Consider the following 14,525-nt stretch of genomic DNA (forward strand, 5'->3'; position numbering starts at 1 on the left):
CGCTTCGGCTCCGGGAACCGGTGAAGGAGCGATGTCATGCCGGGTACCAACCCGAACAATGAAAAGCACCATCAAGATCATATGACGATCGCGGGGATCGGTGCGGTCAGCGGGTACGGCTGGGGTCGGGAGACGCTCTGGCAGGGAATGCTCAGTGGGAAATCCGCAGCCTCGCTACAACCAGGCTACGGCGTCGGTCGCGATAGGCATGCCTGGGTTTCAGTGATTCCCGATGGCGGCGATCCCATGGTGAGCACCAGCGGCTACGGACGCGCCATCCAGGAGGCGGGTCGCGAGGCGGTCGCCGACGCGTCCGCGCGTGGGTGGCGACCGGGCCGCACCGTCGGCCTGCTGCACGCCATCGTGCTCGGCGATGTCGCCAACTGGCGCGACTTCTATCTGGTCGATGACGGTCACCGACGCTCCCGCGACTACCTGCGACTATTGCCCTCCACCCCGATGTCGGTGCTACAGCAGGAATTCGGCTTCCACGGTCCGTCGATGAATGTCTCAGCGGCGTGCAGTTCGGCCAATGTCGCGCTGATCACCGCCAAACTCTGGTTGGACTGCGGTGTCGCCGACGACGTGATCTGTGTCGCCACCGATATGTCGGCCACCCCTGAGATGCTCGAGCACTTCGTCCGGCTCGGCGCGGCGGTCGGCGATGCCGAACCGCTTGCCGCCTGCCGCCCCTTCCAGGAGGGCAGCCGCGGTTTCAGCATGGGCGAGGCGTCGGTCGCCTTCGTCCTCAGCCGCGAGGTCGAGCGGCCCTATGTCACCGTGCTCGGCGGCGGTATGACCAACGATGCCTATCACGTGGTTTCGGTCGATCCCGGGCACACCCAGATCTTCGACTGTGCGCGTCACGCGCTCACCGACGCCGCTATCAGCCCCGCGGACGTGCGGTATTTCAACGCGCACGGCACCGGTACCCGGCAATGTGATGTGGCCGAGCGGGACCTGCTCCGACGGATGTTCGACGACCGGCCGCACGTCTATTCGGTCAAGCCGCTGGCCGGGCACTGCCAGGGTGCGGCGGCCGGTATCGAGGTGGCCGCCGCGGCATTGGCCTACGACCGCGGCATCGTGCCCGCCGCACCGATCGTCGCGCCCGCCTACGAGCGACTATTGGACGGCCCGACGCCCTTCGAGGGCGGACTCACGGCCAAGCTGTCGCTCGGCATGGGCGGCAATAATTCGATGGTCGTGCTCGGTCCGGTCGACTGACCCCAGTTACGGAAGCGGCACCGACCAGGACAACTTCGTGCCCGGCATGCCATCGGTTTCGTGCATACCCGCCACCGCGGGGCCGATGGTGAACTGACCGTCGGACTTCTCCGCCCGCTGCTCCAGATTCCGCAATCCGCTGCGGATCACGTGATTCGGGATGCCCCAGCCGTCATCGGTGACCACGATGGTCAGATCATCGGCCACGCTGATCTCCACCGAGACGATCGCCGCGCCGGAATGCCGCACCGCATTGCTCACCGCCTCGCGCACCACCGCCTCCGCATGATCGGCCAATTCGGCCTCCAGCACCGACAACGGACCGGTCACCTGCACAGTGGCCCGAAGCGGCGAATCGGTGGTCTGCTGATGCACCGCATCCTCGATGCGCTGCTGCAATTCGATACCGCCGCCATTGCCGCCGTGCAGATCGAAGATGGAGGTGCGGATTTCCTGGACCACCTCCTGCAGATCATTGATGACCGTCGAAAGGTGTTGGCGCACTTCGGGTACCTCGGCGCGCGGCACCGCGCTCTGCACGGTGAGCCCGATGGCGAACAGCCGCTGGATCACATGGTCGTGCAGGTCGCGGGCGATGCGGTCGCGGTCGGCGAGGATATCGAGTTCGCGCATTCTGCGCTGGGTTTCGGCTAGCTGCATGGCCAGTGCGGCCTGGTCGGTGAAGGCGTTGGTGAGCTCGACTAGTTCGTCGGCATAGGGCGGTGCGCCGATCGGCCGCACGGTGACCAGCGCGCCGAGCGTCGCGTCCGGTGTGCACAGCGGCAGGATCAGTGCGGGTCCGACATCGTGCAGTGGTATGCCGAGGTCGATCAGGGCGGCATCGTCGAAGCGCAGCGGGGTGCGGCGGGTGAAGGCCTCGCCGAGTGCGGTGCCATCGGCGAGTACGGTCAGTCCGTCGAATCCGCCACCCGGACCGGACCATTGGGTAATGACGAGTTCGGAGACCGCGGCGAGTTCGAGTTGCGGTATCGCGGTGCTGGCCAGGAACGACTGGTGCGAACCGGTCAGAGTGCGCGCATGGTCGACGACATGGGCGAGCACCAGATCGGGCTCGGTGCCCGCGAGGAATTCGGTGGCGATATCGCGAGTGGCCTCGATCCAGGCCTGTCTGGTGCGCGCCGACTCGTAGAGCCTGGCGTTGTCGACCGCGATTCCGGCCGCGGCCGCCAGCGCCTGCACGAGCACATCGTCGTCCTCGGTGAACGGCTGACCATTGGCCTTCTCGGTCAGGTAAAGACTGCCGAAGACCTCGTCGCGGATGCGCACCGGGACGCCGAGGAAGGTGTGCATCGGCGGGTGGTGTTCCGGAAACCCCACGGAGGCAGGGTGTTTCGAGAGTTCGTCGAGGCGTAGCGGTTTGGGTTGGCTGAACACCTCACCGAGGACGCCGTGTCCGGCGGGCAGTCGGCCGATGCGCTCCCGGATGCTGTCGTCCATGCCCTCGTAGAGGAACTGGGTGACCTGCTGTTCGTGCCCGCGCACCGCCAGTGCCCCGTAGCGGGCGTCCACCAGGCTGGTGGCGGTATGCACGATGGCGCGCAACGTTTCATCGAGGTCCAGGCCGGAGGTGACGGTCAGCATCGCCTCGACCAAGCCGTCCATCCGGTCGCGTGAATCGATGATCAGTTCGACGCGTTCCTTGGCCTCCGACAGCAGCTCCCGGAGCCGAAGTTGCGACAGTGTGTCGCGTACCGAATAGAGGCCGTTGCCCAGCTCTCCGGTCATGACGGCATCCTGTTCTGGCAGGCGCGTAACAGCGCCTACGCCAGTCTAGTTGGTCGATCGAGGACTTTCGGCCCTGTTCGCGGTGGCGTAGCGGTGATGGCATGGTCGCACACCGGGAATAGAAAGTAGGGATGTCCTATGAATTCGCCGTTGCGTTCCTCGGAGCTGTGGGCCACTGCCGCCGACCCCGAACTGGCCGTGACCACCCGGGGTGCGGTACCGCCCGCAGATGTGACCAGGGCGGTACGGGGGATCGGCCGTGTACTGCGCCGGCACCATCTCGACGCAGCGGCACGGGTGCGGGTGACCGCGCCGGTGGATTCGGACGAACCCACCTTGGTACAGGCCAATATTCGCATACATGACACCCCCACCCGGGTGCAGGTCACCGGTCCACGCGGCTTCGCGGTGACCTTCGCGGTGGAGCGGCTGGACCGGCAGATCGCCCGGCTGGCGACCAAACAGTCACGCGAGTGGCCCGATCCGGCGCGTCCGCCCCTGGCCAGGGTCACCGAGCCGCGCCCGATCGTGCGGAGGAAGCGCTGCGCGTTGCTGACCGGTACGCCCGCCGAAGCGACGGCGGTAATGGATGCGATGGATTACGACTCCTACCTGTTCATCGATGCCGAAACCGGTGAGGATGCGCTGGTGAGCTGGGCGGATCCGCTAGGTGTCCGGCTGGCCAGGCAGCGCACCACACAGCCGCCGCAGGCTCCGGCGCGGCGGCCGCTCACGGTGAATTCCCTACCCCTCATCATGGATTCGGAGTCGGCGCCGACCTTGATCGAGGAGGCGGCGGTGACCCGGTTGTGCCGCAAGGGACTGCCGTTCCTGTTCTTCACCGATGCCGACAGCGGCCGGGGACGTCTGCTGTACCGCCGCTACGACGGGGATCTCGCCATCGTCGTTCCGGTCGAAATCCGCTAGCTCTCACGCAATTTGGAGGCCAGCACCGCGGCCTGGGTGCGCCGTTCCATTCCGAGTTTGGCCAGCAGTCGGGAGACGTAATTCTTGACGGTCTTCTCGGCCAAAAACATTCGCGCGGCGATTTGTCGATTGGTCAATCCCTCGCCGAGCAGTGCGAGCAGTCGTCGTTCCTGTTCGGTGAGGCCGGCCAGCGGTCCGTCCTTTTCGGTGCTGGAATGTAGCCGGGCCTTGAGTGCGGCCGCCGCGCGGTTATCCAATAACGAACGTCCGGCGCCGACCTGTTTGATCGCCGCGGCCAATTCCATGCCCTTGATGTTCTTGACGACATAGCCGCTCGCGCCTGCCAGTATCGCGTCCAACATGGCGTGTTCATCGGTGTAGGACGTCAGGATGAGGCAATGCAAATCGTCGATTTCGGCGAGCAGGTCACGGCACAGTTCGATGCCGTTCCCGTCGGGAAGTCGGACGTCCAGTACAGCGACATCGGGCCGTAGCGCGCGAATGCCGGTCATGGCGTCGGCGACGTCGCCGGCCTGGCCGATGACGGTGAGTTCCGGATCGCTTTCCAGCAGGTCGACAAGACCGCGTCGGACGATCTCGTGGTCGTCGACGAGGAACACTGTGATCACGCGACCTCCTTTGCGGTGCAGGGGATCTCGTGCGCCCCGGCGTTGCGTCCTACCCGATAAGGTAGCCCTCGGCGGGCCGTACCGGTATGTCGGAGGGGACAATTTCGAGTAATGTAGACCCGAAATTTACCGACTAACGCTAGCGAAACGCCGAGAAAAACCGACCGCCGAAGGCATTGTGCGAGTCCGGCTTCCGGGTATGCTGAGGCCGAAGTCATTCATAGAGGTCATTCGGCACCGTGGCCTTGGAGGGCCCATGCACAGTTATCTCGGACAATGAGATATTCAGCGACACTCGATTTCGGTAATATTTTCGGTCCGCCGCAGAGTTGTCCCGATTGTGGATCGCATGCTATTGCCACTTTCGTTGATCACCGGGATACTCTGTTCCGCTGCCGCCAATGCGGCATGCAATGGCGGTTCGCACACGGTCGCGCCATTCGAGAGATCCCCGCGATCGAGGCGGAACCGGGAGCCGAAGAAGAGTGGATGTGCCCATGAAGATCGGGGTGATCGGGCCGCCGTAGGTGCCCGCACCGCGGGGGCGGCGCGGCCGAGTCGATGCCTGTTGGGTGGCCCGGATGGCGCACCGAAAACTGGTGATGATCACCAAGGTCCGCGAACCGGAGCGACGGCGCTACTACACTGAGCGGGTGCGTCCACTGATGGGACCTGACGACCCCGAACCGCGCGAGGAGCCATGGGAGCCTCCGGTAGAGCCCGTGCGGCATGCCGATGCGCTGACCGGTGAGCGGACGAGCCGGGCCATGCTGCCCACCCCTGTCGCTTGACGAGCCCATGGGGTGACGGAGATACCGGGGCGCCACGTGCGGTCGCCGGGGTGACCTTGGTCGAGGGCTCGACCTTCTGCATCAGCGAAGACGGCGGTGTCATCAGCCCGAATCGGGCCGAGGGACTATTCGTGCGCGATACCAGGGTGCTCTCGCGGTGGCGGCTGACCGTCGACGGGTTGGCCCCACAACCGCTCACCGTCCAGCACACCGAGCCCTACAGTGCGACGCTGCTGGCCAGGACGCCGCCGCGACCCGGCCGCGCCGACAGCACCGCGCTGGTGACCGTTGCCCGGTATGTCGGCGACGGAATGCGCGAGGACGTGACCGTGCGCAATCTCTCCGGTGCGGCGATCAGCTGCGCGGTCGCGCTGGAGCTCGATGCCGATTTCGCCGACCTGTTCGAGGTGAAAGAGGGGCGCATCGGCGACAGCATCGTGGTCACCAAGACCAAGTCGACGGCGGGCACGGTCGAGATCAGTCGGACCGATCTGCCGCTGGCGGTCACGGTGACCGCGGTGGGGGCTACCGCGGTCGATCGCGAATTGCGGTGGCAGGTCGATCTGCCCGGCCGCGGCGAATGGTCGGTGTGCATCCAGTACCAGCCGACGCTCGGAACGGTGGTGACGCCGCGGCATCCGTGTGGGAATCCGATATCGCAAGGTGCGCCAGCACTGCGGATGCGCGAGTGGTACGAGAATTCGCCGTCGGTGCAGACCGATGACCAGACACTCGCCGCGGTGCTGCGGCGCGCCGTTGTCGATCTCGGCGCCCTGCGCATCTTCGATCCCGGTCATCCGGAGCGGGCGGTGGTCGCCGCGGGTGCGCCGTGGTTCATGGCGCTGTTCGGGCGGGACTCGCTGCTCACCTCGTGGATGGTGTTGCCGCTGGACCGGCGGCTGGCCGTCGGCACACTGCAGAGTCTCGCGGGTCTGCAGGGCACCGAGATCCGGCCCGTGACCGAGGAGGAACCGGGGAAGATACCGCACGAGGTGCGATTCGGACGGGCGGCGACGACACTGCTCGGCGGTGACACCGTGTATTACGGAACCGCCGATGCCACACCGCTTTTCGTGATGTTGCTGGGTGAGTTGCACCGGTGGGGGCTGGATGCCGAGACCAGGGACGAACTGCTGCCGCATGCGGATCGGGCGCTGGAATGGATCGAGCGGTTCGGCGATGCGGACGGTGACGGATTCGTCGAGTATCAGCGTGCGGCCGATCACGGCCTGGCGAATCAGGGGTGGAAGGACTCCTGGGACGGGGTGAATTTCGCCGACGGCAGACTGCCCGACGCGCCGATCGCGCTGGCCGAAGTGCAGGGATATGTGTACGCGGCGTATGTGGCGCGGGCCGAACTCGCGGCCGACGTGGGCGACCACCGAACGGCCGACCGGTTCCGCGTCAAGGCGACCGCATTGAAGGACGCGTTCAACAGGACGTTCTGGTTGCCCGAGCACGGTTGGTACGCCATCGGCCTGGATGGGGACAAGCGGCCGATCGATGCGCTGACCTCGAATATGGGCCACTGCCTGTGGACCGGGATCATCGATGCGGACAAGGCGCGCTCGGTCGCGGATCACCTGCTGTCGCCGGAGATGTTCAGTGGATGGGGCATCCGCACCTTGGCCACCAACATGGGCGCATACAACCCGGTCAGCTATCACAACGGATCGGTGTGGCCGCACGACAACGCGATCTGCGCCGCCGGACTGATGCGTTACGGCTTCGTCGAACATGCCAACCGGGTGATCGACGGGGTGCTCGACGCGTCGACTCGCTTCGGTTATCGACTGCCCGAGTTGTTCAGCGGTTTCGACCGCGCGGAATTCGACGCACCGGTGCCGTATCCGACCTCGTGCTCACCGCAGGCGTGGGCGTCGGCGGCGCCGCTGCTCTTCATGCGGAGTATGTTGCGGTTGGAGCCGGGCAGCGGATCCGCGTCGGTCGCGCCGGCGGTGCCGGATCGGTATCTGCCGATGCGGGTGAGCGGAGTGCGGGTGGGGTCCGATGTGCTCACCGTCACCGTGGACAATGGGGGCTGGCAGCTCAGCGGGTTGGCTGGAAAGCTGCGTCGATCCGACTCCTGACCTGGACCGATGACCGGGGAACCCGGCGCGCGACGAAACTTGTCGGTGGGTCGTCCTAGCATGGCGCTGGGGTATCACGTCTGTTGGATCGACACGATCGAGAAGGGACACCTGGTGGCGGAACGCCTCACTGTGCGCGGAGCTCGCGAGCACAATCTCAAGAGCATCGACCTCGATCTCCCCCGCGACAGTCTCATCGTGTTCACCGGTCTATCCGGTTCGGGCAAATCCAGCCTCGCCTTCGACACGATCTTCGCCGAGGGGCAGCGCCGCTACGTAGAATCGCTGTCGGCCTATGCGCGCCAGTTCCTCGGGCAGATGGACAAGCCGGACGTCGACTTCATCGAGGGACTTTCACCCGCCGTTTCGATCGACCAGAAGTCGACCAACCGCAACCCCCGGTCGACGGTCGGCACCATCACCGAGGTCTACGACTACCTGCGTCTGCTGTATGCGCGCGCGGGCACCCCGCACTGCCCGGTCTGCGGTGAACTGATCGCCAAGCAGACTCCGCAGCAGATCGTGGACCAGGTACTCGCCATGGAGGAGGGCATCAAATTCCAGGTGCTGGCGCCGGTGGTGCGCACCCGCAAGGGCGAATTCGTCGATCTGTTCGACCAGTTGAACTCCCAGGGCTATTCGCGCGTCCGGGTCGACGGCGTGGTGTATCCGCTCACCGATCCGCCGAAGCTGAAGAAGCAGGAGAAGCACGACGTCGAGGTCGTCGTGGACCGCCTGCAGGTGAAGCCGAGTTCCAAACAGCGCCTGACCGATTCGATCGAGACCGCGCTGCGGTTGGCCGACGGCATCGTGGTGCTGGACTTCGTCGACCGTGACGAGCACGCCCACGATCGGGAGCGCCGCTTCTCCGAACGACTGGCCTGCCCCAACGGGCACCCCCTCGATATCGAGGATCTCGAACCCCGCTCGTTCTCGTTCAACTCGCCCTATGGCGCGTGCCCGGACTGCACCGGGCTCGGCATCCGCAAGGAGGTCGACCCGGATCTGGTGGTGCCCGATCCCGAATTGAGCCTGGCCGAGGGTGCGATCGCACCGTGGTCGCGCGGGCAGACCGCCGAATACTTCACCCGGCTGCTGTCGGGTCTGGCCGAATCCATCGGCTTCTCCATGGATACGCCATGGCAGGAGCTGCCGCTGAAGGCACGCAAGGCGGTGCTGGAGGGCAGTTCCGACCAGGTACACGTCTCCTACACCAACCGGTACGGCCGCAAGCGTTCGTATTACGCCGATTTCGAGGGCGTGATGCCGTTCCTGCAGCGGCGTATGGAGAGCACCGAATCCGAGCAGATGAAGGAGCATTACGACGGGTACATGCGGGATGTGCCGTGCCCGGTGTGCAACGGTGCTCGGCTGCGTCCGGAGATTCTGGCCGTCACCATCGCCTCGAACGGTGAGAAGAAGTCCATCGCCGATGTGAGCGAATTGTCCATCGGTGATTGCTCGGCATTCCTGAATGCCTTGACGCTGGGGGAGCGGGAGACCGCCATTGCCGGGCAGGTACTCAAGGAAGTACAGGCGCGGCTCGGATTCCTGCTGGATGTCGGACTGGAGTATTTGAGCCTGTCACGGGCCGCGGCGACGCTGTCCGGCGGTGAGGCGCAGCGCATCCGGTTGGCGACCCAGATCGGATCCGGGCTGGTCGGAGTGCTGTATGTGCTCGATGAACCGTCGATCGGTCTGCACCAGCGGGATAACCGGCGGCTCATCGAAACCCTCACGCGGCTGCGAAATCTCGGCAATACGCTGATCGTGGTCGAACACGACGAGGACACCATTCGGGCCTCGGACTGGGTGGTCGATATCGGTCCGCTCGCTGGTGAACACGGCGGTGAAGTCGTGCACAGCGGTCCATATCAGGAACTGCTCACCGATCCCAAATCGCTGACCGGCGCATATCTTTCCGGCCGTGAGCGCATCGAGGTGCCGATGGTGCGGCGACCGGTCAGCAAGAAGCGCCAGCTCACAGTGGTCGGTGCGAACGAGCACAACCTGCGCAATATCGATGTCAGCTTCCCGCTCGGCGTGCTGACCGCGGTCACCGGTGTCTCCGGATCCGGTAAGTCCACGCTGGTCAACGACATTCTGGCGACCGTGCTCGCGAATAAGCTGAACGGTGCGCGACAGGTGCCCGGCCGGCACACCCGGATCAACGGTCTCGATCATCTGGACAAGCTCGTGCAGGTGGATCAGTCGCCGATCGGCCGGACGCCACGCTCGAATCCGGCCACCTATACCGGCGTATTCGACAAGATCCGGACGCTGTTCGCGGCCACCACCGAGGCGAAGGTGCGCGGCTACCAGCCCGGCCGGTTCTCGTTCAATGTCAAGGGCGGCCGCTGCGAAGCATGCTCGGGTGATGGCACTTTGAAGATCGAGATGAACTTCCTGCCGGATGTGTATGTGCCATGCGAGGTGTGCCACGGTGCCCGGTACAACCGGGAGACACTCGAGGTGCACTACAAGGGCAAGACCATCGCCGAGGTGCTCGATATGTCGATCGAGGAGGCGGCCGGGTTCTTCGAGCCGGTCACCTCGATTCACCGCTACCTCAAGACCCTGGTCGATGTCGGCCTGGGTTATGTGCGACTCGGTCAGAGCGCACCGACACTCTCCGGCGGTGAGGCGCAGCGCGTGAAATTGGCGGCGGAGCTGCAGAAGCGCTCCACCGGACGCACCGTCTACATCCTGGACGAGCCGACAACCGGTCTGCACTTCGAGGACATCCGCAAGCTGCTGCTCGTGATCAATGGCCTGGTGGACAAGGGCAATACGGTCATCGTCATCGAACACAACCTGGATGTCATCAAGACCTCCGACTGGGTCGTCGATATGGGTCCCGAGGGCGGCTCCGGCGGTGGCATGGTGGTCGCCGAGGGCACTCCGGAAGACGTGGCCGAAGTAACGCCCAGCTACACCGGGCAGTTCTTGAAAGAAGTCCTGGCGCTGCCCGCCGCGACCTCGCCCAAGGCTCCCGCCAAGAAGGCGGCGAAGAAGACACCCGCCAAAAAGGCCACAACCAAAGCCGCGGCCAACAACTCGTCGACCACGACAAAGATTCCGGCACCCAATCCCACCGCCGCGAAGCGCGCCGCACGAAAAGCCGCCGCACTGCGCTGATCTCGCCGCACACCTGTTGTCTCGCCCGACACCGGCTACTCGCTGTCAGGCCGAGGCAACGGGTGCGGCTCAGCTCTTGGGGCGACTGGCTGCGCGCTTGTCTTCCAGCCAAGCGACCAGCCAGTCACTTTCGGCTGTCTATGCCTCAGCGGTTCGCGATGGTGTGGATGAGTTCGGCGAGTTCCTTGTATCGGGACCACATCGGCCAATGTCCGGTCGGCAGATCGATGTATTCGGCGTCGATTTTCGATAACTCGGCGAACATCGGTTCTCGACCCGCGTCGCGGAGTTGTTTGACCAGGTCCGCGGTGATGCTATTGCAGATCACCGTCGTGGGGATGGCAAGGCGTGCCGGGGAATCGCTCAGTCGCAGGGGAGCGGCGGCGACTCCGGTGGGTTCGGACACGGCACGCTCGCGGAACCGGGTGAGGGAGACCTCATCCAGTCCGGTGAGGCTATTGCCATCGGCCTCCAACTGGTCCCAATCCGGCAGTGCGAGTTCGCGAACGGTCGCATCCAGTGCGGAATTGAGGATGAAGCCATTCGGCAGCGGGGCGGCGTCGACATAAATACCGCTGCGGAAGCGTTCCGGGGCGATATCGGTGGCGAGATAGGCGGCTGCCGCGCCGCCGGAGTGCGCGACGACGACCACCGGTTCGTCCGGGGCGATTTCGTCGAGGATGGCCTGCGCCTGCATTTCCAGGGTCGCGTCCAGCCGGTCGTTATCGGCCGGATCGAGTCCGGGCAGGGTAAGCGCCACAACATCGTCACCCCGGCCACGCAGATCGGTCGCGACGTCGTCCCATGCCCACGCGCCGAGCCAGAATCCAGGAATCAGAAGTATCCGTGCCATTCAGTGAGCATCGCATGCCGAACCCGACAGAACGCAAATCCGCAGCAATATGTCTGGGTCACCGAATGGCCACGCGCACAAAGCGTTTCATTGTTCACAAGATGAACTACTTGGGGTCGACTTGGATTGCGCCGTGAGATTGGCGGCACGGATTGTCCCGCGTCGCTTGCGGCCCACTCGGGCGGCATCTGTGCGATTCCGGGTGGGCCAGATCGGCGTGCCTACGAGCTTCGAGCTGGACCGAACCACCGAGTCAATGCTTTCCGGAGTCGGTCATCTTCGGTACCGACTTCACCTGCCCAAGCCACATATCCGTCCGGTCGGATGAGTAGCGCGTCAGCGGGCGCGTCCGGACAGGTCGCGATCACAATGTCGACGCGGTCGTTCCAGTCGCCCGCGACATCGGCGAACCCGCTGTTCTCGGTCAATTGGACCAGTACAGCTCGTGCCGGGTGTAGCAGTTCGGCGATACGCGTTGGGCCGTCCGAGGTTTCGAGGGTGAGGTCCGGGACCATGCGTCCGGACAGTGGGTGCGGATCGCCGATGTCGTAGCGGATATCGGATCCTGCGAGCAGATGTGCGATATGTCCAGCGCTTTCAGGTGCTGTGAGTAGTTCGCCCATGAACTCGCGCAGCGCGGTGACCTCCGGACCGGGCGCCATCAATGCGAGCTGGGACAGTGAGTGCATCATTACGCGCTCGCCGACCGGGTATCGCTCGGAGTGATAGGTGTCCAGCAGTCCCGCGGGCGCCCAACCGTTCACCTGTGCGGCGAGCTTCCAACCGAGATTGGCCGCGTCCTGCAAACCGAGGTTGAGGCCGGGGCCGCCCATCGCCGAGTGCACGTGGGCGGAATCGCCGAGCAGGAACACATTTCCGTCGCGATAGCGTTCGGCCAGTCGAGTGTTCTGGCCTTCGTTCCGGCGCAAGGCGTGCGGGCCGGATCCAGGCGGTGGCGCGATCGGCAGGTCGACGCCGAGCACCCGCCGCAGACTTGCGCGCAGTTCGTCGAGCGTCATCGGCGAGTCCTCGGGTACCGGATCGCCGTCGAACTCCATGGTCGCGACCAACGGGCGGCCGCGTTCGAGCTCTGCGAAGATGAACATGCCACGTTCGAGTCGATTATGTCCGAAGGGAAGTCGTCCGAGGCCGGGAATCAGGATGCCGCCGTCTCCGGTTCGCAGTTCCTCCGGCAGGCTCACATGTGCCATCCGGACCAACTTCGATGCGTTTGTGCTGCCGGGGAATTCGATTCCGGTGTGTTTGCGGACGAAGCTCTTGCCGCCGTCAGCCGCGACCAAGTATGTGGTGGTCAGGTCGTACTCGCGGTCGGAACCCGTCACTGTGACGGTCACGCTTCCGTCCTGCTGGACCAGATCGGTCAGCTCATGGCCCCAACGGATTTCGATACCGAGTTCGCGTGCCCTTTTCTCCAACAGGCGAACCAGTTTCGGCTGGGGAATGAGCAGCGCGTACATCGGATTGTCCGCAACTTCGGCGAATGACACCGGCATCCCACTGAACATATAACCGGGCAGGGGCTGCGGAGCGCCCGGCGCGCCACCGAATGCGTGGTACAGGCCGCGCATATCGAGCAGCCGAATCACCTGGCCGACAAGGCCGTTCGCTTTCGGCTCGGCGCTGGGCTCGCTCAGTTTCTCCAGCACGATGGGACGCACGCCAACCAGTGCGAGTTCGCAGGCGAGCATGAGCCCGTTCGGCCCGGCACCGGAAATGACTACGTCGAAAGAGTTTTCGGGCATGACAAATACACCTCTTGTTGCCTTGGAAAATGAGTGTGCGGTGAGTCAGTCGTCGACGGAAGGCGCGGGAAGTCCTGCGGCTACCTCGTCGATGGCTTGTCGTAGCAGTGCTGTGAGCAATACCGGCGGATCCGCGTGCACATAGGTCGCGGTAGCGGCCTGGTAGATCGCGCCGATCGTGCCGACGACGAGGCGTGGATACAGATCGCGGGCCGCGTCGGTTCCGGTGCGTGCCGCGATCGCCTCGATCCAGTCGTCGGATACCGCCTTGGACACCGCGGCTCGGGTCTCGGGTGACTCGAGCAGTTCGCGAACCACCGCCAGTTGGCGCGCGGTCGGCGGGTGCTCTCCGACGCCGTCGGCCTCGAGTGGTTCGAGGACCGCCGAGGTGATCGCGATCCACAGCGGCTCGTCCGCGGGCCGGCTTCGCAGCGCGATCAGACTGCGCTGGATCCGCTCGGTCTGCCGGTAGGCCAGCGCCTCGTGCTTACCGGTGAAGTAGTTGTTGAAGGTCCGGACCGACACGCCCGCGCGGGCGGCTATGTCCTCTCTGGTGATATGGGCCAGTCCATGTTCGAGTGCCAGTTCGAGCGTCGCATCGCTGAGTGCCTTGCGGGTGTCGAGTTTCTTGCGCTCGCGAAGGCCGAGGACTTGCTCTTCTGGCATGACACCAGAGTACGACGAAACTTGCCCGGCGGGCAATGTTTCCCGCTGGGCAAAATTTCACGGAGTTACTACGCGTAGACCGGGCCGGTGTACTTCTCGCCCGGACCCTTGCCCGGCTCATCCGGATGTGCCGAGGACTCGCGGAAGGCGAGTTGCAGCGACTTCAGGCCGTCGCGGTAGGGGCCGGCATGTGGGCCGAAGTACTCGATGGACGAGGTGACCAGCCCGGCGAGCGCGGTGATCAGACGACGAGCTTCGTCCAGATCGCGGCGTGGACTGTTGTCCGGATCCTCGTCGGCGAGCCCGAGCTTCTCCGCCGCCGCGCTCATCAGCATCATCGCGGCGCGGCTGATGATCTCGACCGCAGGGATCTCGGCCAGCTCGCGGACGTCGGTCGGGTCGGGCTCACTCATAGGCACGAGGATGGCATCGTGGTAGCCGGGCGCGCTCGCCGGGGCGGGGCGATTCGGCGATAGCGAGCGGGAATGTTAGACTTTCCGCTGACGACCGCCCCGGGCTTGCTCGGGGCCGATAAGTGGAGCCCGACTCCCACCGTTGCCGACGAGCGATCGTACTGGTTAAACGGTCCGGTCGCCCGTCCTTTCGAGGCGGGTTTCTTGTGCGGGGATCTCTCAGGGGATCATCGGACGAGGTCGACGCGAGCTTGCTCGTGGTCGAAGGCCGGTCGACTCGGG

11 protein-coding genes are annotated in these 14,525 nt (G+C 64.9%); 5 read left to right on the top strand and 6 right to left on the bottom strand.

Annotated features, from left to right (window positions below):
* The first annotated feature begins 36 nt into the window (after positions 1–36).
* Positions 37–1,227: a beta-ketoacyl synthase N-terminal-like domain-containing protein gene (locus tag ACQP2U_RS12835; RefSeq protein WP_433714853.1), complete on the top strand. Its 1,191-nt coding sequence runs from the start codon at positions 37–39 to the stop codon at positions 1,225–1,227.
* Between the two features lie 6 nt (positions 1,228–1,233).
* Here the strand turns inward: ACQP2U_RS12835 and ACQP2U_RS12840 are convergent, their stop codons facing one another.
* Positions 1,234–2,973, bottom strand: a complete 1,740-nt coding sequence (locus ACQP2U_RS12840; protein ID WP_433714854.1) for a GAF domain-containing protein — start codon at positions 2,971–2,973, stop codon at positions 1,234–1,236.
* A 138-nt stretch (positions 2,974–3,111) separates the two neighbouring features.
* Here ACQP2U_RS12840 and ACQP2U_RS12845 point away from each other — a divergent pair, with 138 nt between their 5' ends.
* Positions 3,112–3,900, top strand: a complete 789-nt coding sequence (locus ACQP2U_RS12845) for a sigma 54 modulation/S30EA ribosomal C-terminal domain-containing protein (RefSeq protein ID WP_433714855.1) — start codon at positions 3,112–3,114, stop codon at positions 3,898–3,900.
* Here ACQP2U_RS12845 and ACQP2U_RS12850 read toward each other — a convergent pair.
* Entirely contained in the window at positions 3,897–4,529 is a 633-nt protein-coding gene (locus tag ACQP2U_RS12850) for a response regulator (protein WP_397036751.1), read from the bottom strand. The genes ACQP2U_RS12845 and ACQP2U_RS12850 overlap by 4 nt on opposite strands.
* A 581-nt stretch (positions 4,530–5,110) precedes the next feature.
* On the opposite strand from ACQP2U_RS12850, the gene ACQP2U_RS12855 reads away from it, so the two are divergent.
* The 3 genes from ACQP2U_RS12855 to uvrA all read left to right on the top strand — a co-directional run bounded on the left by ACQP2U_RS12855 (position 5,111) and on the right by uvrA (position 10,548).
* Positions 5,111–5,320: a hypothetical protein gene (locus ACQP2U_RS12855; RefSeq protein ID WP_433714856.1), complete on the top strand. Its 210-nt coding sequence runs from the start codon at positions 5,111–5,113 to the stop codon at positions 5,318–5,320.
* Positions 5,321–5,370: 50 nt separating this feature from the next.
* Entirely contained in the window at positions 5,371–7,410 is a 2,040-nt protein-coding gene (locus ACQP2U_RS12860; RefSeq protein WP_433714857.1) for an amylo-alpha-1,6-glucosidase, read from the top strand.
* A 114-nt stretch (positions 7,411–7,524) separates the two neighbouring features.
* Entirely contained in the window at positions 7,525–10,548 is a 3,024-nt protein-coding gene (gene uvrA, locus ACQP2U_RS12865) for an excinuclease ABC subunit UvrA (RefSeq protein WP_433716446.1), read from the top strand.
* 145 nt (positions 10,549–10,693) lie between these two features.
* On the opposite strand, the gene ACQP2U_RS12870 is transcribed toward uvrA, so the two are convergent.
* The 4 genes from ACQP2U_RS12870 to ACQP2U_RS12885 all read right to left on the bottom strand — a co-directional run bounded on the left by ACQP2U_RS12870 (position 10,694) and on the right by ACQP2U_RS12885 (position 14,243).
* Positions 10,694–11,401 (bottom strand): alpha/beta fold hydrolase, encoded by a 708-nt coding sequence (locus tag ACQP2U_RS12870; protein ID WP_433714858.1) that lies wholly within the window; start codon positions 11,399–11,401, stop codon positions 10,694–10,696.
* Positions 11,402–11,622: 221 nt separating this feature from the next.
* Positions 11,623–13,164, bottom strand: a complete 1,542-nt coding sequence (locus tag ACQP2U_RS12875) for an FAD-dependent monooxygenase (RefSeq protein ID WP_433714859.1) — start codon at positions 13,162–13,164, stop codon at positions 11,623–11,625.
* A 45-nt stretch (positions 13,165–13,209) separates the two neighbouring features.
* Complete coding sequence (locus tag ACQP2U_RS12880) at positions 13,210–13,830, bottom strand: TetR/AcrR family transcriptional regulator (protein ID WP_433714860.1); 621 nt, start codon at positions 13,828–13,830, stop codon at positions 13,210–13,212.
* A 68-nt stretch (positions 13,831–13,898) separates the two neighbouring features.
* Positions 13,899–14,243, bottom strand: a complete 345-nt coding sequence (locus ACQP2U_RS12885) for a DUF1844 domain-containing protein (protein WP_397036767.1) — start codon at positions 14,241–14,243, stop codon at positions 13,899–13,901.
* Positions 14,244–14,525: the final 282 nt, after the last annotated feature.

Origin of the sequence: Nocardia sp. CA-084685 (assembly GCF_050955785.1) — a bacterium.
Classification (GTDB): Bacteria; Actinomycetota; Actinomycetes; order Mycobacteriales; family Mycobacteriaceae; genus Nocardia.